This window comes from Niabella insulisoli, assembly GCF_039652435.2.
Taxonomy (GTDB): Bacteria; Bacteroidota; Bacteroidia; order Chitinophagales; family Chitinophagaceae; genus Niabella; species Niabella insulamsoli.
Genome location: NZ_CP190246.1, coordinates 414,228 through 434,628 on the forward strand (window position 1 = coordinate 414,228; position 20,401 = coordinate 434,628).

The 20,401-nt window shown below is 45.3% G+C and carries 19 protein-coding genes; 9 read left to right on the forward strand and 10 right to left on the reverse strand.

The window, feature by feature from the left end; all coding sequences use genetic code 11:
- Positions 1 to 10: 10 nt before the first annotated feature.
- Complete coding sequence (locus ABDK00_RS01740) at positions 11 to 1,063, reverse strand: FecR family protein (protein ID WP_346237784.1); 1,053 nt, start codon at positions 1,061 to 1,063, stop codon at positions 11 to 13.
- 93 nt (positions 1,064 to 1,156) lie between these two features.
- Positions 1,157 to 1,720, reverse strand: a complete 564-nt coding sequence (locus tag ABDK00_RS01745) for a sigma-70 family RNA polymerase sigma factor (RefSeq protein ID WP_346238302.1) — start codon at positions 1,718 to 1,720, stop codon at positions 1,157 to 1,159.
- A 352-nt stretch (positions 1,721 to 2,072) separates the two neighbouring features.
- Between ABDK00_RS01745 and ABDK00_RS01750 the strand changes: the two genes are divergently transcribed.
- The gene (locus ABDK00_RS01750) at positions 2,073 to 3,008 is read left to right on the forward strand and encodes an isoaspartyl peptidase/L-asparaginase family protein (RefSeq protein WP_428400554.1); all 936 of its coding nucleotides are present in this window, start codon (positions 2,073 to 2,075) and stop codon (positions 3,006 to 3,008) included.
- A gap of 50 nt (positions 3,009 to 3,058) precedes the next feature.
- Here ABDK00_RS01750 and ABDK00_RS01755 read toward each other — a convergent pair whose 3' ends face one another.
- Positions 3,059 to 3,589: a gamma carbonic anhydrase family protein gene (locus ABDK00_RS01755; RefSeq protein ID WP_346237786.1), complete on the reverse strand. Its 531-nt coding sequence runs from the start codon at positions 3,587 to 3,589 to the stop codon at positions 3,059 to 3,061.
- 130 nt (positions 3,590 to 3,719) lie between these two features.
- Here ABDK00_RS01755 and ABDK00_RS01760 point away from each other — a divergent pair, with 130 nt between their 5' ends.
- Together ABDK00_RS01760 and ABDK00_RS01765 are read left to right on the forward strand one after the other, a co-directional pair.
- A complete protein-coding gene (locus ABDK00_RS01760; protein WP_346237787.1) occupies positions 3,720 to 5,174 on the forward strand; it encodes a RapZ C-terminal domain-containing protein in 1,455 nt (484 codons plus the stop codon).
- 24 nt (positions 5,175 to 5,198) lie between these two features.
- Positions 5,199 to 5,945: a nucleotidyltransferase family protein gene (locus ABDK00_RS01765; RefSeq protein WP_346237788.1), complete on the forward strand. Its 747-nt coding sequence runs from the start codon at positions 5,199 to 5,201 to the stop codon at positions 5,943 to 5,945.
- Positions 5,946 to 5,992: 47 nt separating this feature from the next.
- Here ABDK00_RS01765 and ABDK00_RS01770 read toward each other — a convergent pair whose 3' ends face one another.
- From ABDK00_RS01770 to ABDK00_RS01780, 3 genes are all read right to left on the reverse strand, one after another.
- Positions 5,993 to 7,342 (reverse strand): sulfatase-like hydrolase/transferase, encoded by a 1,350-nt coding sequence (locus ABDK00_RS01770; RefSeq protein WP_346237789.1) that lies wholly within the window; start codon positions 7,340 to 7,342, stop codon positions 5,993 to 5,995.
- A 29-nt stretch (positions 7,343 to 7,371) separates the two neighbouring features.
- Positions 7,372 to 9,741: a M1 family metallopeptidase gene (locus ABDK00_RS01775; RefSeq protein WP_346237790.1), complete on the reverse strand. Its 2,370-nt coding sequence runs from the start codon at positions 9,739 to 9,741 to the stop codon at positions 7,372 to 7,374.
- An 82-nt stretch (positions 9,742 to 9,823) separates the two neighbouring features.
- The gene (locus ABDK00_RS01780) at positions 9,824 to 10,399 is read right to left on the reverse strand and encodes a HupE/UreJ family protein (protein WP_346237791.1); all 576 of its coding nucleotides are present in this window, start codon (positions 10,397 to 10,399) and stop codon (positions 9,824 to 9,826) included.
- 158 nt (positions 10,400 to 10,557) lie between these two features.
- On the opposite strand from ABDK00_RS01780, the gene ABDK00_RS01785 reads away from it, so the two are divergent.
- The 5 genes from ABDK00_RS01785 (at position 10,558) to ABDK00_RS01805 (ending at position 15,886) form a co-directional block, all read left to right on the forward strand.
- Positions 10,558 to 11,061, forward strand: coding sequence for a DUF6702 family protein (locus ABDK00_RS01785; RefSeq protein ID WP_346237792.1), 504 nt, complete (start codon positions 10,558 to 10,560; stop codon positions 11,059 to 11,061).
- 105 nt (positions 11,062 to 11,166) lie between these two features.
- A complete protein-coding gene (locus tag ABDK00_RS01790; protein WP_346237793.1) occupies positions 11,167 to 13,104 on the forward strand; it encodes a M1 family metallopeptidase in 1,938 nt (645 codons plus the stop codon).
- Between the two features lie 595 nt (positions 13,105 to 13,699).
- Positions 13,700 to 14,527: an energy transducer TonB gene (locus tag ABDK00_RS01795; protein ID WP_346237794.1), complete on the forward strand. Its 828-nt coding sequence runs from the start codon at positions 13,700 to 13,702 to the stop codon at positions 14,525 to 14,527.
- Between the two features lie 122 nt (positions 14,528 to 14,649).
- Positions 14,650 to 15,306 (forward strand): phosphatidylserine decarboxylase family protein, encoded by a 657-nt coding sequence (locus tag ABDK00_RS01800; protein ID WP_346237795.1) that lies wholly within the window; start codon positions 14,650 to 14,652, stop codon positions 15,304 to 15,306.
- Positions 15,307 to 15,454: 148 nt separating this feature from the next.
- Positions 15,455 to 15,886 (forward strand): nuclear transport factor 2 family protein, encoded by a 432-nt coding sequence (locus ABDK00_RS01805; RefSeq protein WP_346237796.1) that lies wholly within the window; start codon positions 15,455 to 15,457, stop codon positions 15,884 to 15,886.
- A gap of 11 nt (positions 15,887 to 15,897) precedes the next feature.
- Here ABDK00_RS01805 and ABDK00_RS01810 read toward each other — a convergent pair whose 3' ends face one another.
- Genes ABDK00_RS01810 through ABDK00_RS01820 form a run of 3 tightly spaced genes read right to left on the reverse strand, consistent with a single transcriptional unit; the run spans position 15,898 to position 18,399 of the window.
- Entirely contained in the window at positions 15,898 to 16,491 is a 594-nt protein-coding gene (locus ABDK00_RS01810; RefSeq protein ID WP_346237797.1) for a tetratricopeptide repeat protein, read from the reverse strand.
- Positions 16,492 to 16,505: 14 nt separating this feature from the next.
- Positions 16,506 to 17,513: a VWA domain-containing protein gene (locus tag ABDK00_RS01815; protein WP_346237798.1), complete on the reverse strand. Its 1,008-nt coding sequence runs from the start codon at positions 17,511 to 17,513 to the stop codon at positions 16,506 to 16,508.
- A 58-nt stretch (positions 17,514 to 17,571) separates the two neighbouring features.
- Complete coding sequence (locus ABDK00_RS01820) at positions 17,572 to 18,399, reverse strand: penicillin-binding transpeptidase domain-containing protein (protein WP_346237799.1); 828 nt, start codon at positions 18,397 to 18,399, stop codon at positions 17,572 to 17,574.
- Between the two features lie 188 nt (positions 18,400 to 18,587).
- Between ABDK00_RS01820 and ABDK00_RS01825 the strand changes: the two genes are divergently transcribed.
- Positions 18,588 to 19,160, forward strand: coding sequence for a 2'-5' RNA ligase family protein (locus ABDK00_RS01825; RefSeq protein ID WP_346237800.1), 573 nt, complete (start codon positions 18,588 to 18,590; stop codon positions 19,158 to 19,160).
- Here the strand turns inward: ABDK00_RS01825 and ABDK00_RS01830 are convergent.
- Positions 19,157 to 20,317, reverse strand: coding sequence for an acyltransferase family protein (locus ABDK00_RS01830; RefSeq protein WP_346237801.1), 1,161 nt, complete (start codon positions 20,315 to 20,317; stop codon positions 19,157 to 19,159). The two genes, ABDK00_RS01825 and ABDK00_RS01830, sit on opposite strands and share 4 nt — an antisense overlap.
- Positions 20,318 to 20,401: the final 84 nt, after the last annotated feature.

Sequence of the window (20,401 nt, forward strand, 5' to 3'; positions counted from 1 at the left end):
GCTGTAAATATCATTTGCAGCCAGCTCCCTTTATTACGATATTGGTTCCGTTTATTTCATAAGAATTATTGAGCGCCCGGCAGATAATGGATAGTTGCTTATAAAGGTCATAGTTGCGTATATCGCCGGTAAAAGGACATTTGGCTACAGCTTCCGACTCAGCTGTGATACTTACGCCATACACCCTGCTTAACGTTTGAAGCACACTTCCCAAAGGTCTGTCGCCGGTAAAGTTCAACTCGTTATTTATTTGCTTTTTATGATCTTCCAGCGGCTTGGGATCTTCTACCAGCGCCGTGACAAAGCGCTTGCTTTTTGCATTGAATGCTACTTTTTGGTTGGGTGTAATCACAATGCTATTGGGCGGCAACTGTGTTCTATCTAACCCTTTCTTTTCTTCGTATACGCCGACGCGACCGGTTACCACACTAACGGTTGTAGTATGCGCACTTTCATTCTGATTTATATAAAAACTGGTGCCTAGCACGCGCGTGAGTAAGCCATCGGCCGTGTGTATAAAAAAAGGTTTTGCGGCATCGTGATGTATATTAAAAAAAGCATCGCCCTGCAAGTACACTTCCCTAATGCTATCCGTAAACGTTGCAGGGTAGCGGAGCATACTGCCGGGCTCTAACGTAACGACAGAACCTTCCGCAAGCAAAAAATCTTTTTCATTTTTTCCCGCGTTAAAGATTTTTAAATAAGTGGATGGCACATCGCTTCCATCAGCCTGCAGCTCTATTTGAGGCGCATTACGGGTAAGTATATACGCAATTGCACCCCCCACTATTAGCAAAAAAACAGCAGCGGCAGCGCGCTGCCATCCATGAAACAGCGGTTGTTTTTTTATTTGCGGCGTATCTGCGCACTGCGGGGAGCCGAGTTCGGAAGCAATGGATACCCATATACGATCTTCGATATCTTTTTTCTCCTTTTCTGATAAGTTTATTTGACTTTCATGAATGAGCTGGTGATACCAGCGAAGCACACGCTGTTCTTCAACGGGGGAGCATTTCCCCAGCAAATACTTTTCCAATAAAAAGTCAAATTCATCGCGACTCATAACTACGACCTGTTTTTTTCGAAGCGCATTTATCACACGTTTTCCGCTCCCTTTCAATATTGACGAAGGAAACTAGCTTACCCCTAAAAAAAATTAAAAAAATATTTGAAGCATCTTTTTCAGGAAAGATTTGATATGCCGCAGCGACTTGGTGATATGATATTCTACCGCTTTTTCTGAAAGGTGAAGTTGAGCGGCCACCTCTTTTACGGATTTGTGCTCGTAGCGTGTAAGGCGAAATACCGTTTGTGTTTTAACGGGCAAAAGTAGAACAGCGTTTTCTATTTCTTTCTGCAATGCCTTTGCGTGAACGGATTGCTCGGCAGTGGGAGCATCTTTTTCAGCCCTTATCCGCATATATGCGTCTTTAAGCAATTTATCTTTCTGCTTTTTACGCAGCAGGTCGGTTGCAATATTATTCGCGGAAACAGCCAGGTAGGCGCCCATGTCTTTTATTTGCAGTGTGTCGCGGTTAGCCCATATTTTTTTAAATAAAGTTTGGATAGCATCCTCCGCGTCCTGCCGGGAGCCCAGCTTTCTATAAGCAACGGAATAAGCTTCAAACCAGTATTGACGATACATCAATTCGAATTCAGCTGCAGTGCTAAAACGTATAGCACCCACGTCCTTGCTACCCTTCTGTCCTTTTATTTGCATTGGCTGCACGCGAAGAAATTCAATAGGTGAGCAGTTAGAATTTATTGGTTATAAAAGCATAAAGTTATAAAATTTGGTGCAATAAAAAATGCGGCGGAGATTTTACGTTAGCTGCGGATATCTTTTTTAAAATAGTAAAACAATGTTTAGACATTTTTTTTAAAAGGGGAGTAAGTGTCTTATAACCCATATTGACTCCCGGTCTTTCTAATTAATTTTTCCCACAACATCAGGCATAAAAGCTACTTTTAATGGTAAATCAAACAAGATGATTAAACGGCTGAATTTTTTGATTTTTTTAGTATGTTGTCTTAGCTGTTTCAGCAGCAGGGCGCAGTCACAGAAATATGTCATGGTCGTTCATGGAGGAGCCGGCACGATATTGAAAAAAAATATGTCGGCAGAAAAGGAACAACTGTATGTGGAAGCGCTCAGGCAGTCGCTACAGGCAGGTTATAATATCATTAAACGCGGGGGCAGCAGTGTCGACGCCGTTGAAGCAGCTATTCATATTTTAGAAGATAACCCTTTGTTTAATGCGGGAAAGGGAGCTGTTTTCACAAATGCCGGAACGAATGAACTGGACGCTTCAATTATGGAAGGCGAGGAACTGAAAGCCGGGGCCGTAGCAGGCGTTACAACTATCAAGAATCCTATCAGCGCAGCGCGGGCCGTCATGGAAAAGTCGGAGCATGTATTGATGGCGGGTCGCGGGGCAGAACGTTTTGCCCAAGACTGCGGACTCGAAACGGTGGACCCTGCCTATTTCAAAACCGAGGATCGGTGGCGGGCCTTGCAACGTGCGCTGAGTGCCGATTCAGCAAAGGCAGCAGCCGGAAAAATGTCGTCAAAGCTGAGCCCGTCTGTTGTCGATGAAAAATTTGGTACCGTCGGTTGCGTGGCGCTTGACCGGTCGGGAAACCTCGCGGCAGGAACCTCTACCGGCGGCATGACCAATAAAAAATATGGCCGTATCGGAGACGCACCGATCATTGGCGCGGGCACTTATTGCGATAATAATACCGCCGGTGTGTCTTGCACCGGATGGGGCGAATACTTTATTAGAAATGCCGTTGCGAAGACCGTCTGCGATTTGATCGCTTACAAAGCGTATGATATAAAAAAGGCATCCGAAGAGGTTTTGAAAAAAGTGGCTGATATGGGCGGTAGCGGAGGCCTCATCATTTTAGACCGAAACGGAAACGCAGCCATGCCTTTCAACACAGAGGGCATGTATCGGGGCACTGTTACTACTGACGGAAAGATTGAGGTTTTTATTTATAAATAAATTGCGCGCTATTCATAGCAACCAACACACGATTGAATGCTGATACGCTATTAGGGCGCTTCGTTGACCCCGTCAAACCAACTGCTATATTTCACGTAGTTGTTGGCAATCCTGTTTATCTGGCCGCTCACTAATTCCTCCGAAATATCTTTTACTTTCTTGGCCGGTACGCCCGCATAGATGCTGCCGGCTTCGCATATCGTGTTTTCAAGCACTACGGCGCCGGCGGCGATGATGGTATTGCTGTTCACCACGGCATGATCCATCACGATTGCTCCCATGCCGATCAGCACATTATCGTGTAAAGTACAGCCGTGCACAATAGCATGATGCCCGATTGATACATTATTGCCGATGGTGGTGCTGGCGCCCTGAAAAGTGCAGTGGACGCAGGCTCCGTCCTGCACATTGACTTTATCACCCATTTTTATAAAATTGACATCGCCGCGTAAAACCGCATTAAACCAAATGCTGCATTCGTTACCCATGATAACATCGCCCACGATAGTGGCGTTCGGGGCAACAAAACAGGCCTTTCCAAATTGAGGTTCTTTTCCATTCACGGGTAATATTACGGGCATATCATTTGTTTGCGTTAAAGATAATAAAATGGTCCGTTCGACTGTCTCCTTCAGGTCTCAAAGACAAGCGCGCCATTCAAAAAAAGGTTAAAGAAATTTGTAAATCCTTAAATCCTGCTACATTTGTCCGATGCAGGAAAAAATAGCAGCTATTGAACATTTATTTGAAACCTGGAGCGGCGCTAAACCCGCTTCTGTAGACGTTTTGCAACAAGCAGGCAGTGAACGCCGGTATTTCCGGATCTGGGATAAAGATGGAAGTTCGGTCATTGGCACTTATGGCGCCAACGTGCCTGAGAACAATTCTTTTCTTTATTTTTCAGAACATTTTGCGGCAAAGCAGCTCCCAACCGCCAATATATACGCGGTTAGCGATGACCGGCAATATTATTTGCAGGAAGATTTTGGCGATGTGTCGCTTATCAATCGTCTCGAAGCGGGCGGCTACACCGATGAAGTATATGGTTTGTTTAAACAAAGTCTCGAACAACTGGCGCGCTTGCAGGTAGAAGGCGATAAGGGAATGGATTATAGCAAATGCCTTACTAATAGCGAATTTGGTAAGCAGGCTATTATGGCCGACCTGCTCTATTTCAAATATTATTTTTTAGATGCGCTGCGCCGGCCCTACGATAAACAAAAACTTATCGATGATTTTGAAGCGCTCAGCACCTATCTCACTCATACGGATCACAAATTTTTTATGTTTCGCGATTTTCAAAGCCGGAACATCCAGGTGAAAGACGACGGCTCGGTCCATTTTATAGATTACCAGGGCGGCATGAATGGTGCGCCCCAATATGATGTGGCCTCACTATTGTGGCAGGCGCGGGCAGCACTGCCCGATGACTGGAAGCAGCGCCTGCTGGAAGATTATATTGCAGCATTGGAACCCTTGCTGGACAAGCCTCTGAACAAATTGAATTTTTTAAGCCAATACAATGGTTATGTGTTGATCCGGTTGTTGCAGGTGTTGGGGGCTTATGGTTTTAGAGGCCTGTTTGAACGGAAAGCCCATTTTCTTACAAGCATTCCGCTAGCCTTAAAAAATTTAAGAACATTTGTCGCCACGCACCCGATGGGCATTGCGCTGCCTGAATTTGAGAAAGTATTGCAGCTTTGTGTTGATGAAGCCATTATCCAGCAGTTTACGCCGGTGCAGGCCACTTCTGAAACACCGCTGGTGGTAAAGGTTTGCAGCTTTTCGTTTAAAGAGGGTTTGCCGGTTGAGGATGCTGAAAACGGCGGCGGATTTGTATTTGATTGCCGTGGCATTTTGAACCCGGGCCGTGTGGAAAGCATGAAATGCCAGACAGGACGCGATAAAGAAGTGATACAATATCTCGAGCAGCAAACCAAAATGCCGGTGTTTTTACATAGCGTTTTTGACGTGGTTGATATTAGTGTGGAAGATTACATCAAGCGCGGGTTCGACAGTTTATATGTTAGCTTTGGTTGCACAGGCGGCCAGCATAGAAGTGTGTATGCAGCCGATGCATTGGCCCGCCACCTTCGAAATAAATTCAAGGTGCAAGTAGCGTTGCAGCACTGTGTGCAGGATGCCAAAAACTGGTGTAATTCTTAGCGAATTTTTGAACGGATAATTTTTATGAGTAAAGCGTCATCATCTATCGATATTTCACAAGCTATGATTTTTTGTGCCGGGCTGGGAACGCGCTTCAAGCCCTGGACCAATCAGCATCCAAAAGCATTGGCGCCGGTAAATGGCAAGTCCCTGCTGCAAAGAAACATCGCTTATCTACAGCAATATGGCATCAAACAGGTGATTGTGAATGTGCATCATTTTGCAGACCAGATAGAAGCCGCTGTTCAAGCACATCGGGGTTGGGGCAGCGATATTACTATAAGCGATGAAAGGGCCCTGGTACTTGAAACCGGCGGTGGTTTGTTGCATGCGAAAGACTTATTTAAACCCGGTGAAAGATTTATTACCTGCAACGCCGATATTTTAACCGATCTTGATATAGCCGCGCTCGTGGCGTTTCATGAGAAAGAACAATCCTTAATCTCATTTTCCGTTAGCAACAGGGCTACTTCGCGACAGCTTTTGTTTGACGGACAAAATCAGCTTTGCGGCTGGCGTAATATTACAACCGGCGAGGAGCGTATGGCTATCGCAAAGGAAAATCTTATTGCTAAATCCTATGACTGCGTGGCCGTGTTTGAATATGAGGTTTTTGAACGCACCCAACTCAGCGGAAAATTTTCTTTAATTGATCTTTACCTCGAGCTGGCGAAGTCGAACAAAATTACCGGCTTCGATCATGCCGGGGACAGATGGATAGATGTGGGAAAGCCAGAAAGCGTCGCACATGCCGAAGCTATGTTTCAGTAGTATGAGCTTCCATCTTCTTTAAAAATCTACCAGTGGATACAACCGATTTATGGACGCGTTTCATTGGGACTTACCGCCGTTTTCCACGCACTGCTTCCAGAGACGGGATAAAAATAAGCGGGCGGTAGCGATGAAAACCATTGCTCGTAATTTGCTTTCAAAGCTTTGTAAACTTTCGGTTGGGATGTTAGTAAATTTTGTTTTTCGGAGGGGTCGGCGCCCAGGTCGTAGAGCTCTTCCTTATCTTCATTGACAATCAATTTCCAGTTTCCTGTTCTGATGGCGCCACTTCGTTGGCCGGTTTTCCATCTCAACGTTCTGCTGTCATAGCTTTGCGGATGCAGTACTGATTCTAAAACAGAAACACCTTCTACATTATGTTTTTGCAAACCCACGGCATCCATAATGCTGGGTAAAATATCTAAAGACGATACGGTGGTATTGCAAACCGTTTGCGCCTTTATTTGACCAGGCCATCTCACTGCAAAGGGCACTCTGATTCCTCCTTCGTAAAGAGAACCTTTAAAACCACGCAGCGGAAAATTGCTGGCGGCAATATGATCGGATCCGCCATTATCATTTAAAAAGAAAATAATCGTATGTTCCAACTGCTTTGTTTTCTCGAGGTGCGAAAGGATTTTACCGACGTTTTCGTCAAGCGAATAGGTCATGGCTGCCAGGGTGGCCCGCTTTTTATCGTCGGGAAATTTATCCTGAAACATTTTTAGGTGCTCCGGCTTTGCCTGCATCGGACTGTGAACAGCGTTGTAAGCAACATACAAAAAGAAAGGTTTTTTATCATTCTTGCTGAGAAAGGAAAGCGCCTCATTGGTGATGGCGTCGGTCATGTAGGGGATGGTCGCCGGGTCAACGGTTTGGTTATTTTCCATGACATCTTTAGCGGTGCCTGGATTATAATTATTGCTGCCCCACAAAAATCCCCAGAAATGATCAAAGCCCCGGTTTTGCGGCTGAAATTCTGTAGCAAATCCTTCATGCCATTTTCCAAAGGCAGCCGTGGCATAGCCCAATGGCTTTAAGTATTCCGGCAGGATCTTAACATTGTGTGGAATGCCGTATTGGCCTTGCTCAATGCTGTATTTCACACCTTTGATATAATTAGAAACATGACCGAACTGCGGTTGGTTGATCCCCGTTAACAGCCCCGCTCTCGAAGGTGAGCACACACTTGCCGAAACATAGGCGTTGGTAAACTTTGCACCCTCGTTTGCGATCCGGTCGATATGCGGCGTAGGAATCAGCCGGTCTGATTGAAAGCTGAAATCGGCATAGCCTGCATCATCGCTCAATATAATAATAATATTTGGCTGTTTTTGCCCAAAGGCTGCAACCACCAGCGCACAGGCAATCAGCGCGAGTCCTATTTTTTTAAACATACAATGGGTTTAGAGGGAGGGAGTTTAGATTATTGAGCCAACTGCATCGGGTTTTTACCGACGCTTTGGCCACGACGCGGTTCGTTTTCCTTTTTTTGAGAAAATGCTTTAAACCTGGTGGGCGCCGGCATTTTCCCCCAACTGTTATTGGTGAGATCGATGTCGGCCGTTTCGCGCAGCGGATCTAATTGGATGGAGGCCACTTCTTTTTGTTTCACAAACATTTTAGTAACTTTCTCTTCATTATGGCGCCATATCTGCGCGGGAATACGGTCGATTGTTTTAGAGCCATCTTTGAAAGTCCATTCGATAATGATGGGCATTACCAGGCCGCCTTTATTGCTAAAGCTTAATTCGTAAAAATAACTGTTCGCAAACTTTTCCTTCGCTTCCGGCGTTAGCGACGTGATGAGCATAGGCAGTTCCACTACAAAAGTCTGCGTCGTGTCTACCTTTTGCTGGCCGCGTGCATATTGCCAGTAAAAGTCTCTGGCTTCGGGATATTCGTCTGTGTAAAAATGAATGTTTTTGTCTTCGCGATTCCTGATTTTAGAGATATCATCGTAAGGATTTTGCGCCGGCGCGTCCACTTTTCTTTTTATGGATCGGGGGGAAGGCAGGGGGCTGTTTAAATCGGCCTTTGCGTATTTCACCGTATCGAGCGAAATGTCAACAGGGTCGATTCCGTAAAACCAACCGCGCCAATACCAGTCCAAATCTTCGCCGCTGGCGTCTTCCATTGTTCTGAACAAATCGGCGGGTGTCGGGTGTTTGAACGCCCAGCGCCTTGCATATTCTTTAAAGGCAAAGTCGAAGAGTTCGCGGCCCATAACGGTTTCGCGCAGGATATTTAGTGCTGTGGCGGGCTTGGTGTAAGCATTCGGGCCAAAACGTACAATGTTTTCGGAGTTGGTCATGATGGGCTCCAGCTGGTCTTTGGGCAATTTCATATAATCGACAATGGCGCCAGCCCAGCCTTTCTTGGTGGGGAATTTATTATCCCAAAGTTCTTCTGTAAGATATTCTACAAAGCTGTTCAACCCTTCGTCCATCCACGACCATTGGCGCTCATCGCTGTTAACAATCATCGGGAAAAAGTTGTGTCCTACCTCGTGGATAACGACGCCAAGCATCCCGTTCTTTACGCTTTCACTGTAGGTGCCGTCTTTTTCGGTGCGGCCGTAATTAAAACAAATCATCGGATATTCCATGCCGTTCGCGGCTTCCACGCTTTGCGCAACGGGATAGGGATAAGGAAAGGTAAAGTCTGAATAGGTTTTAATAGTATGCGCCACGGCACGCGTTGAAAACTTGCGGTAAAGCGGATAAGCTTCTTTGCCGTAAAAGCTCATACACATGATTTTCTTTCCATTGATAAGCTGTGACATACCGTCCCATACAAATTTGCGGGAAGAGGTCCAGGCGAAATCACGCACATTATCTGCTTTAAAAATCCAGGTTTTTGTTTTGCTGCTTTTAGATTTTTCAGCTGCTGTGGCTTCGGCGAGGGTTACAATCTCCACCGGTTCTTTTGCAGCCTGCGCCTGTTTGTAGCGCGCCATTTGGGTAGCATTCAACACCTGCTGATAATTTTGGCATTCGCCGGTAGCGCCCACGATGTGGTCTGCGGGCACGGTCATGGCTACTTCAAAATTTCCGAAAGTAAGCGCAAACTCTCCACGGCCTGTAAATTGATGGTGCTGCCATCCCTGGAAATCGCTGTAAACACAAACGCGGGGATACCATTGCGCCATCGTGTAAAGGTTATTGCCATCTTCAGGAAAATGTTCAAAACCTCCGCGGCCTCCCTGTTTCATGCGGTCGGTAATTTTATAAGACCAATCGATTTTCATGATGAAGCGTTGTCCGGCCTTTAACGGCGTAGGCAGATCCACGCGCATCATCGTTTTGTTGATGGTATATGGTAAGTCCTTGCCGGCATTGTCTTTTACGGTTTTTATTTTTACGCCGAGGCCATTATCCGAAGCGCCGGTTGCTTCGACCATCCGCTCGAGGCCTTCATCTGTCATAGCAGTGGGCAAAGAAGAGGAGGATTGATAATTGGCGTTATTGCGGTTGCTATGTTCGTTTTCGTCGAGTTGAATCCAGATATAGCTCAATTCATCCGGCGAATTATTAAAATAATTAAGCGTTTCGCTGCCGGTAAGCAAATTGTTTTTTTCGTCGAGCTCGCATTTGATATTATAATCGCATCGCTGCTGCCAGTACTTCGAGCCTGGTGCGCCGCTGGCGGTTCGATATTCATTGGGTGTGGGAAGAATGGTGCCCAGTTGTTCAAACTTATTGCCGTGGTTATTGCCCGGATTATTCTTAATATCCTGCGCACCCACATTTGCAGCAAGCAATACGAACGCAGTTAACAATGAAAGTTTTGACATGTATTCCAATTAAGTATATTTTATTAACGACATTCAAAAGCCTGCGCTCAAAAGCGGTTCTTCGGATGTCTTTAGATTTTTATCAGATAGGGATTCTATCTATCGCCATTTTAGCAGCGAAAGCAAAAACTGCCAGCGATACTACGAAAATATAAATTCTTTGAGGAATTTTAATGATATCGAGCAATAGTTTGCCAAGTAATAGAATTAGCAGCACTACCACAACCTGGCCCGCCTCCAGTCCCAGATTGAATCCAAACAGGCCCCAGCCAAATGACTGATCGCTCGCCAGCATCATCCGGATGGTGTTGGCAAAACCCAAACCGTGGATCAAACCGAAAAAGAGCGCCAGGAAATAGTTAACATTGACTTTTTTCGATGGTTTGCCGTAGATCAGATTCCAAAGCGCCGTGAGCACAATAGTCAACGGAATCAGAAATTCGACCCATGCTGAAGGCACGCGGATCAGGTTGAGCACGCTCAATGCCAGTGTGAGCGAATGCCCGATGGTGAAAGCGGTTACCAGAATTAAAACTTTCTTCCAGTCCGAGAACGTGTAAACCACAGCCAGGGCCAGGATGAAAAGTTGATGGTCCAGAGCATCTGTGCTGATTATATGTTTCCAGCCTTCGGTGAAATAGAAACTAAAGTCTGTCATAAGAACTAGATAAGGTTATAAATGGAAATGTTAAGCCGGAAGTTTTCATACCAGGCAAAGATTTATTTAAACTTTCCTGTTGAGCGTCGTCGTTTTCAAAGCGCCGGTCACGCAACGAATGAAGCCCATCTTTTGTCATATTAGTATTTTTACAAAATATGTCAATGATATTGTTGTTGAATAATTGGTTGTTAAGTTTGTTTTTGCTCGCCGCAAATGTACATCCATATCATGTAAGCGCAACCGAAATGGAATACGATGCCAAAGCAAAGCGCATTGAAATCAGTACCAAAATTTTTACCGACGATTTTGAACGGGCGCTTACAAAAGCTTACCGGCAAAAAATAAACCTGTGCGACAAGGAGCTGCGGCCGCAGATGACCGACCTGATCCGAACATATATCAACGAGCATCTCATAATTAAAGCAGGCAATAAATCGCTGCCGCTACAGCTTTACGGCTGGGAAATTGATCACGAAGCGGTGATTGTTTATAGCATTGCTCCGGCCGATTCTTTTAATCCGCATCGAATTGAACTACAAAAAACGGTATTGTTCGACATTTTTGATGATCAGATGAATATCATCCATTTTATTTATGAAGGCCGGCGAAAAAGCGTCAAACTGGCTTATCCGGAGGCAAAAGTGGTACTGTCTTTTTAATTGCTGCGCATGGAAATGCGCCAACCGTTCATCACAAATTGCCTGTGCTCAAGATCTAAATCGTTCATTTTGCCGTAAATTCGGTGCTTTAAATTTTTTTACATAATGCATAAATATTTACTTTCCATTCTGTTGACGGCCCTGGCTATGACGTCGTTTGGACAAAACGCGGGGTCGGCCTACAACGCTAAAGAAGCGTTTAATCCACAGTTTTATCCTTATCCGGGCAATGAATTCCGAAGCGCTTCGGGCGAGCCTGGCCCCAAATACTGGCAAAACCGCGCTGACTACAAAATCAGTTGCATCATCGATACCGGTAGCCATACTGTGTCGGGCAAAGAAGAACTGACCTATACCAATAATAGTCCCGATGATCTCCAATTTTTATGGTTACAGGTAGATCAGAATATCTATCGTAAGGATTCGCGCGGCTCCGCAACAACAACGGCTGCAGGCGGCCGCTGGGCGAATACCGGGTTCACCGAAGGCGACGTGATTAAATCAATTTCGGTCGAATGGAACGGTAAGAAATATACGCCTAAATACACGATAACAGACACGCGCATGCAGGTTTGGCTGCAAGAAGAATTGAAAAATGCAGGAAAGATAAAATTGAACATTGAATGGTCGTTTGAAGTGCCGATTTATGGAACCGACCGCATGGGGCGCCTGCAAACCAAAAATGGCTGGGTGTATGAAATTGCGCAATGGTTTCCGAGAATGTGTGTGTACGACGATTTGCAGGGATGGAATGTGTTGCCCTATGTGGGCCAGGGCGAGTTCTACCTCGAGTATGGCGACATTGATTTTTCGGTGACGGCGCCTGCGGATATGATTGTCGTAGGATCGGGCGAGCTTTTAAACCCCGCCGAATGTCTTTCCGCCACCGAAGCTAAAAGATATGCGGAGGCAAAGAACAGCGAAAAAACCGTTACTATTCGCAGCCAGGAAGAAGTGAATAAAAAGGTGAAGCCTGCAAAAGCCGCCAACACCTGGCGTTTTAGCATAAAAAGTACGCGCGACGTCGCTTGGGCTGCTTCCAAAGCATTTGTTTTTGACGGCGCAAAAATCAATTTGCCCAGCGGCAAAAAATGCATGGCGCTGAGCGCTTATCCCGTCGAATCTATTGGGAACGACGGTTGGGAACGCAGCACAGAATTTACCAAAGCATCCATCGAACACTATTCTAACAAATGGTTTGAATATCCCTATCCCGCAGCGGTAAATGTGGCGGGCATTGTTGGTGGCATGGAATATCCGGGCATCGTGTTCTGCGGTTACCGTGCGAAAGGTCGTGGGCTTTGGGGCGTAACGGATCATGAATTTGGGCATACCTGGTTTCCGATGATCGTGGGTAGCAATGAAAGAAAATACGCCTGGATGGATGAAGGCTTTAATACGTTTATAAATGGGCTTTCAACGGAGGCGTTCAATAACGGAGAGTTTGATAGCAAGCAGCCGGCGCCTGATGCTGGCAAAGGGTCTTTCGGCGAAAATATCGATGGATTGTATACCGTTCCCGACGCGGTTCAGCAAAGGAGCCTGGGTGTTACGGCTTATTACAAACCATCTCAAATGTTGAATGCGCTGCGCGATCAGGTATTAGGCCCCGAACGTTTCGATGCGGCCTTTAAAGAATATGTACATCGTTGGGCGTTTAAACATCCGGCGCCATGGGACTTTTTCCATACGATAGAAAATGTAGCGGGAGAGGATCTGGGCTGGTTCTGGCGTGGCTGGGTTTTGAATACCTGGAAAATAGATCAGGCGGTCAAAAATGTGGCTTATAAAGACAAACTACCTGCCAACGGCGCGGCCATTACCATCGAGAACCTGGAGCAAATGCCCATGCCTGTAGTAGTGGCAGTAAAGGAAGCAAACGGAAACGAGCAGCGCGTTTCACTGCCTGTTGAAATTTGGCAGCGCGGCGGCACATACACCTTCACCGTTGCTACCAGCTCAGAAATCAAAGAAGTAAAAATTGATCCTGATAATAAACTTCCGGATTGGAACCGCGTGAATAATGTTTGGTTGAAGAACTAATGAAAGAGGCCGTTTAACGCAAGAGCACAGCGGGTGTTCGTCATGACGCCGGTCATAAGTTTTAATGCTTCTTATTTTTCTTTTTATAAATTAATATCGCCTCGCAGTAATTTTTCTGCGAGGCTTTTTTATGGAAAAAATGCATCAATGCTTCTCAATGTTAAACTACAACTGTAGCAAAGAGGAGTGTTCAAAAAATTAAAATTTATAACTGGAGATGAAGTGTGCTGGCCGCCGGTTGTTTACAGAACTTTTAAAAAGGCAGAAAGAAAATCCAATCAATAAAATCGATATAAAAACCAGTAGCGCAAATGCCGTTGCCAACTATTGATGATTATAGAAAAACATCCAACAATTGAACACAACACGAGGATAGGAAGACGGTTATAAAGCGATGGCCACGTTTTCCATGAAATGGCCAGTCGTCCGCGCGCGGGGATGCATTTGCCCGAAAAGAAAGATATCCGGGAGACTTCATAAGAATTATTAAGACTCAAAAAAATAAATCCATCGGGATCATGGCATCGCTATGTCCCGGCCGCAGGGGCCGCTGATCTGCGATTCATCAACTCATCAAATTTTAAAACAACTACACATGGAAACAGCAAAAATTCTCGAAGCAGATTTTCTCGACATCGTTTTTGACGGCCGTAATAAAAGTTATGGCGCTTATGAGCTGCGCACCCACTATCAGCACCGGCTGATAAAAGCTATGCTAATCACAGTCGGCATCTTCATGGCTATCGCGGGAGGCGCATGGCTGAAGAACAGTTTGGCAAAAGCGAATGATAGCGATAAGGTGAGGATTTATGAAGACCTCGAAATCGCCAATATCAAACCCCTCGAGGAAAAGCTGCCGCCACCGCCGCCGCCGCCCCCTCCTGTAAAAATTGAAGCGCCGAAAATTAAAACGACTGACTTTACAACACCCATCGTAACGAAGGAAATGGTTGTTGACCCGCCGCCTACCCAAGATGAACTGATGGTTTCCAAAATCAGTAATATTACTCAGGATGGCATCAGCAACGTAGATATAGTGGTGCCGCCCGAGGACCGGGACGGGGAGAAAGGATTAATTACATCGGTGAAAAAAGAAGCGTCAAAGCTACCTTTTACAAGCGTTGAAATTGAAGCCTCTTACATCGGCGATTGGAAGAAATTCCTGGAAAGAAATTTGTCTGGCCAGGTGGCGGTAGACAATGGTGCGGCACCAGGCCTTTACACGGTTGTGATTCAGTTTGTAGTAGATATCAACGGCACTGTAAGCGATATAAAAGCCTTGACCAACAAGGGTTTTGGCATGGAGGAGGAAGCGATTCGCGTGATCAAAAAATCAGGAAAATGGAAACCAGCTTTTCAAAACAAAGGCGAGGTGAAAGCTTATCGTAAACAGCCCATTACTTTTCAGGTGACGGACCAATAGTTTTGCTTCTTACCCACATTCCCGGTCGGAAACCATTTGCCGCGAATGCACGAATATTTTTAGCTTATTCGTGCATTCGCGGCATTATCACTTAAATTTGCAGCACAAAAATATCTTAATTCATGACGTTGCATCGCGAAGGGAAGGGTTCGATTATTATCGCAGTAGTTTTGTTTCTGTTGATAAATTTTTGTACGTATAAATTGCTATACCCTTCTTATCCCATTATTTTTTACTTTCTTTTGATTGTCGCTGCGGTCGTATTGGGATTGGTCATATCTTTTTTCAGGATTCCCGGCAGAAATTATACAGATAGCGAACAAGCGGTCATAGCGCCCTGCGACGGAAAAGTGGTGGTGATAGAAGAAGTGCAGGCCGATGAATATTTTAAAGACAGAAGAATCCAGGTTTCTATTTTCATGAGCCCTTTGAATGTGCATGTGAACCGCAACCCGGTGAGCGGCGAAGTCGTTTACAACCAATATCACAAAGGAAAATACCTGGTAGCCTGGCATCCAAAATCGTCGACTGAAAACGAACGCCACACCAATGTTTACCGTGTGGGCAATAAAGAGGTCTTAACCAAGCAAATTGCCGGTGCATTGGCCAAGCGCATCGTCAATTATTTGTCGGTAGGCGACCAGGTAAAGCAGGGCGGAGAAATGGGATTTATTAAATTTGGCTCACGTGTCGACTTGCTCTTGCCGCTGGATGCGCAGGTGAAAGTAAAAATCGGCGATAAGGCGATTGGCGGTATTACTGAAATCGCGCACTGGTAGCTCATTGCTCGACACCAGATTGTCAACGCAAAAAATAAAAGTAAAATACAATGCAACGTTTATTATTGAATTTTCATTTTTAATCAAACAGAGAATGAAAGTTTAATAAAAGTTCTTTTCGACCCATAAAACCACAAAAAATATGCGGATGAAGTATTTAGTTCTTATGCTGGCCGTTGTTTGCGGCCTGTCGGTAAATGCGCAGCGCAGCTACGCAGATCAGGTAACAGCGACCGTTTCGAAGTTTATAAAAGCTTTGGAAGATAGCGACTTGCAGGCGCTTCATAGCCTGGCAGCGCCTAAACTTACTTATGGCCACTCGAGCGGAAAGATAGAAACCAAAGAGCAATTTTTACAAACTTTTAAAACGGGCGCCTCCGATTTTGTAAGCATAAAAATTACGGATCAAACCGTTGATATTGCCGGAACCACGGCTATCGTCCGCCACCTGTTTGACGCCGATACAAATGATAATAATAAGCCGGGACACGTGACCCTGAAAGTGATGACTGTGTGGCAAAAGCAGGGAAGCAAATGGGTGTTGCTCGCCCGGCAGGCCGTAAAGCCTCCCGCGCAATAATCAGATAAAAACTACCAGTCTTTCCCTACGCTGCCGCCAAACGGGGTTTTTTTACCAGCTACTTTGCGTTGGGTATTTTTTTCTTTTTGTTCTAACCGGTCCAGCTGCTGACGCGCCTGGTTCTTATTGAGTTTTGACTGGGCTGCCGGATTGGGTTGATCGGCTCCGCCGCCACCGCCGCTGCGCTTTCGTTCTGATAACGCCTTTTGTAAATTCTCTCTCGCCTTCGTATCGCTGGGGTTGAGGCGTAAAGCATTTTTGTAAGCCTCAATACTTGATTCAATATCTTTTTGATTGCTATAAACCACGCCGGTATTGTAATAAGCGCCAGATCTTAACGCCGCGCCGGCTGCTTCAGCAGCGCTGACTTTTTGATAGGTTTTGATGGCGTCGTCTAATTTTTTCTGCTTGAAAAGCGCGGTGCCTTTATTTATTAACGCAACATACCGGTATTTTTCATCGGTGACTTTGTCGTAGCTCGCCACGGCTTCGTTAAGCTGCCCCTTTGCAAAAAAATCGTTGCCTTCTTTAATGAAAGCTTGCGGGCTTTGCGCCAATAGTAATTTTGTCGCTGTTAAAAGAAATATGGTTAGGTAAAATTTCATTTTTATGGATGCAGCTATTTTCCTGCTTTTTTCTTGCCCTCTGGTAATAATTGTTCCCAGATCAACAGGCCGATCATGAGTGCCACAAATACCCAGAAATAATAAGAGAAACTCATGAGGTTGGCGTCGCCGGTTACTTTTTTATCGATTTGCGAAAGATTGCTTGTGATTTGTTTTACCGCTTCATCGCTGTTTTGTAAATGAACATAAACGCCTTTTGTGTTAGCGGCAATCTGCTTCAACTCGGCCTCATTTAGTTTTGAAATAATTTCCACACCGGTTTCTTCATCAATTTTATTTCCCCGGGTCGAATCATCAGGAATAAAACTCCCGGTGGGAGAGCCGATGCCCACGGTGTTTACCATCAGTCCGCGCTGAGCGAGTTCTTCCGATTTTTCGATAGCTTCTTCGTCGTGATCCTCTCCGTCTGAGATTAAAACCACGGCGCGGTATTTGGTATCGCGTTCGCCAAATGCGCGCAGGCTTTCATCAAGCGCATCGCTGATCACTGTCCCCTTCATCGGAACGCCGTCGGGCGAGGCTTCGCTTATAAACATTTGCGCGGCACTGTGGTCGGCGCTGAGCGGCATTTGCACATATGCTTTACCAGCAAAAAGGATCAGGCCAACCCTGCTGTCGGGCAAGGCGTCCATCAATTTGCTGATCAATTGCTTGGCACGTTCGAGGCGGTTGGGTTCAATATCTTTTGCCAGCATACTTCGGCTGACATCCAAGGCGAAAATGACGTCAATGCCTTCGCGGCTAATGCCATCGCCGCTCGAAGGTTTACGCAGGTTCATCACGGCGAGCACCCCAAAAAGAAAAGTGATGCAAAGAAGCAGGAATTTGAAATTGAAGCGACCCGGGCGATAGCGATACATCATCGTTTTCACCAAAGAAGGATCACCCATTCTTTTAATCACCCGCTGCTTCCAACGCCTGACGTTGAAAAAGAGCAATAGGAAAAAGAGGATGGCAAGGCCGAGCCAAACGAAGAAAATATATTGAAACTGAAATGCCATAGTTTGAAGTTATGCCGCAAATACAATACCACGACCTCACAAAAGCAACTCGATGCAGCTACATACGCCCTTCAAAAAATCCATACGCTTTTAAAATATCCTTTAACATTTTCAGGCGTACTTCTTTCATGTCATAATTGGGGTCGTCTGATTCTACATTCAGCACAAAGAAATAAGGGTGTTTATTTTCTTCGATCCATCCTACGATCCACCCCAATGCATGGTTTTGTTCTGTCTGCGCCCAGCCGGTTTTATAAGCTAATTTATAATTGGCATTATCTTCAAAAAGCATGGCGTGCTTCACTTTCTGCTGGTAAACTTTAAAAAATGGAAGTTCATCAAAATAAAGCTGCTTCACCACACCCAGGTTTTGATCAGGCGTTATTTTTAAAGAATTGTCGAGCCAAAAGGTGTCGATCTTCGTGATTTTATAGTTTTTCTTATCCGTGCCCGCGCCATACTTTAAGGAATCCAGCCAAAACTGCATGGTGTCTTTTCCAATGCGGCGCGCTACTTCCTGATAATAAGGAACAGCAGAAGCGCGAAATGCCTGGTACATATTCAAATCCTGGTTCCAGGCGGCAACGCTGCGTTCAACGCCATCCCAGGGTATTACCATACTGTCGCTGGAAATTTTACCGGTTTGTAACCCGATCAAAGAATTGATGATTTTAAAAGTCGATGCCGGCAAATAAGTGCTGTCGCGATATCTCTTTAAATTATAAACTGTGAAAACGCCGGTGCCGTTGTTAAACATGGCGAAAGTGCCGCGCAGGTTATTTTCCTGGAAAAACCTCTCGGGCATATCGTCTTCGGTTACATTGTTTTGCGTACAAGATGTTAATCCAAACGCCGCCGCCAACACAGCAAGAACTGCCAAAGACACGACACGGTTTTTTTTCGACCGCGTTGATGGTTTTTGAACGTTTTTATCTAATCTAACTAACCGGTTTTCTTTGCTTCTGATCATAAGTTTTGCAAAAATAAGCGTAGCGCTGCGTTAGTCCGTTTTTTTAAGAGATTTTAACGGCAAAATGGCATAGGTATTGTCTTATAAAATAGGAATAATAAGAGATGAAAGACAGCCTGTTATACAATCCGGGCAGCGATTATCGCCTGATCCTCGATTTGCCAAAAGCGGTAAAGCAGAAGGTGGCCGCCATAAAAATGGAGCTGGATGCGGCTTACAAAGGATTGGTGGTAGCTTCCGGAGAACCTTTCATCTATGTGGCTGCTTTCCCCTTACAGCAATCATCCGAGCAAGCGGTGATGGATGCTTTGCGAAAGGTTGCTTTGGGGTTTATGCCCTTTAAAATACATTTGAAAAATTTTAATCATATTGAGACGGAGGAAATTTTTATCAATATTGAAGAAGAGCAGCCAGTGCTGAAACTCGTGAAGCAAATAGAGGGCGCCTTGTCGGGGATTCAAGAGTTGCGCCTGAATGCTTCCCCGCGGGTTACGATAGCAAAAGGGCTGCAGCCCTTTCAGTTTGTAAAAACCTGGGAAAGCTTTAGCGGGAAAACCTTTGCCGCTACCTTCGTAATGAGCGAGATGCTGGTTTTGAAAAGGCTTGACGGCTATAAAAGCTGGCAAATACTTGATCGGCTTTCATTTGAAAATATGCTGATGCGTGCCGAGGGTTAAACTTTGATATAAATCTTCTTTTTGTCGAGCCAATAACAAATGGCCCACATAAATATGATAACGGTCAACGCATAAAGAAATGACCCCAATCGGGGATCGCCGGGAATATGGATATAGATTTTTTTATAGAACCAATTCCAAAAGTTAACGCCGGTATCAGAGGTAAACAAAGCTGCGGTTTTAGGCAGAAAAGCGCTGAGCGCAAAAATGAACAGCGGATTTTTTCCAAAAACTTCAAAAAAACGCGTGGGGAAGCCTTTATAGTTTTTTATTTCAACCAGGTAAATCATGACGGATAAGGTGAGCGTAGCCAGGCCAACCGTATAAACCGTATAGGAGCTGGTCCATATTTTTTTGTTGATAGGAAAGGTTAAATCCCAAAATAAGCCGGTAACAACCAATGTCAGACCGGCGACAAACAGCGTCGTAAGCGTTTTGAAAATGGCATTGGGGTCGTCGGCCGACGCATTGTTTTTAATTAAACTGCCCACAAAATAGCCCAAAATTACTTCTACGATAGCGGGAACGGTGCTCAACAATCCCTCCGGATCGAACGGAACCCCTTCTCCGCGATACATATGAGGCAGGCCGAGCATCGCTTTGTCAATGCCCGTTCCTACCCAACCTTCCAGGCTATAAGGATCGATGGGGTTCCCGGCCACGCAAACGATCCAATACACCAACAGAAGCAGTAGCGAAACAAACCAGGCCGCCCTGGGTTTTAGAAAATAAGCGATAACCGATGCAAAGAAATAACAGACGGCGATCCTTTGCAGCACGCCAAAAATGCGAACGCCTTTTTCGGGGTTGTGCTGGTTCACCCACCCGATAAATTCAAGGCTACCTTCGTGCCAGCGCAGGAAAGGATACCAGTTGAGGAACAATCCGATGCCGAAAATAATCAGTGTTCTTTTGATTACTTTTCGCCAGAAAAAAGCTGTTCCGGCCGTTTTTAATTTAGGAATTACAAAAGCCATGGCATTGCCCACCGCAAACAGGAAAAAAGGAAAAACCAAATCGGTCGGCGTGAGGCCGTGCCAGGGCGCATGTTTTAACGGCCCATAGATATGGCCCCAGCTTCCGGGGTTATTCACCAAAATCATGAGGCAAACCGTAGCGCCTCGAAATATATCCAGCGAGCGGTAACGTAGGTTCATAGCTATTTTTCTAAACCTTTAAATATACGCAAAATTGCGATTTGGGATTGATGACAATTTCACGGTAAGCAGGCATACGACTAT

What these genes read in the sequence shown, in the direction of transcription:
- ABDK00_RS01760 (WP_346237787.1), top strand. Translation starts at nt 3,720, where the DNA reads ATGCAGGAAAAAATAGCAGCTATTGAACATTTATTTGAAACCTGGAGC.
- ABDK00_RS01770 (WP_346237789.1), bottom strand. Translation starts at nt 7,342, where the DNA reads ATGTTTAAAAAAATAGGACTCGCGCTGATTGCCTGTGCGCTGGTGGTT.
- ABDK00_RS01830 (WP_346237801.1), bottom strand. Translation starts at nt 20,317, where the DNA reads ATGAACCTACGTTACCGCTCGCTGGATATATTTCGAGGCGCTACGGTT.
- ABDK00_RS01780 (WP_346237791.1), bottom strand. Translation starts at nt 10,399, where the DNA reads ATGACAGACTTTAGTTTCTATTTCACCGAAGGCTGGAAACATATAATC.
- ABDK00_RS01825 (WP_346237800.1), top strand. Translation starts at nt 18,588, where the DNA reads ATGAAAGACAGCCTGTTATACAATCCGGGCAGCGATTATCGCCTGATC.
- ABDK00_RS01805 (WP_346237796.1), top strand. Translation starts at nt 15,455, where the DNA reads ATGAAGTATTTAGTTCTTATGCTGGCCGTTGTTTGCGGCCTGTCGGTA.
- ABDK00_RS01790 (WP_346237793.1), top strand. Translation starts at nt 11,167, where the DNA reads ATGCATAAATATTTACTTTCCATTCTGTTGACGGCCCTGGCTATGACG.
- ABDK00_RS01745 (WP_346238302.1), bottom strand. Translation starts at nt 1,720, where the DNA reads ATGCAAATAAAAGGACAGAAGGGTAGCAAGGACGTGGGTGCTATACGT.
- ABDK00_RS01800 (WP_346237795.1), top strand. Translation starts at nt 14,650, where the DNA reads ATGACGTTGCATCGCGAAGGGAAGGGTTCGATTATTATCGCAGTAGTT.
- ABDK00_RS01755 (WP_346237786.1), bottom strand. Translation starts at nt 3,589, where the DNA reads ATGCCCGTAATATTACCCGTGAATGGAAAAGAACCTCAATTTGGAAAG.
- ABDK00_RS01815 (WP_346237798.1), bottom strand. Translation starts at nt 17,513, where the DNA reads ATGGCATTTCAGTTTCAATATATTTTCTTCGTTTGGCTCGGCCTTGCC.
- ABDK00_RS01750 (WP_428400554.1), top strand. Translation starts at nt 2,073, where the DNA reads ATGGTCGTTCATGGAGGAGCCGGCACGATATTGAAAAAAAATATGTCG.
- ABDK00_RS01740 (WP_346237784.1), bottom strand. Translation starts at nt 1,063, where the DNA reads ATGAGTCGCGATGAATTTGACTTTTTATTGGAAAAGTATTTGCTGGGG.
- ABDK00_RS01785 (WP_346237792.1), top strand. Translation starts at nt 10,558, where the DNA reads ATGTCAATGATATTGTTGTTGAATAATTGGTTGTTAAGTTTGTTTTTG.
- ABDK00_RS01810 (WP_346237797.1), bottom strand. Translation starts at nt 16,491, where the DNA reads ATGAAATTTTACCTAACCATATTTCTTTTAACAGCGACAAAATTACTA.
- ABDK00_RS01765 (WP_346237788.1), top strand. Translation starts at nt 5,199, where the DNA reads ATGAGTAAAGCGTCATCATCTATCGATATTTCACAAGCTATGATTTTT.
- ABDK00_RS01795 (WP_346237794.1), top strand. Translation starts at nt 13,700, where the DNA reads ATGGAAACAGCAAAAATTCTCGAAGCAGATTTTCTCGACATCGTTTTT.
- ABDK00_RS01775 (WP_346237790.1), bottom strand. Translation starts at nt 9,741, where the DNA reads ATGTCAAAACTTTCATTGTTAACTGCGTTCGTATTGCTTGCTGCAAAT.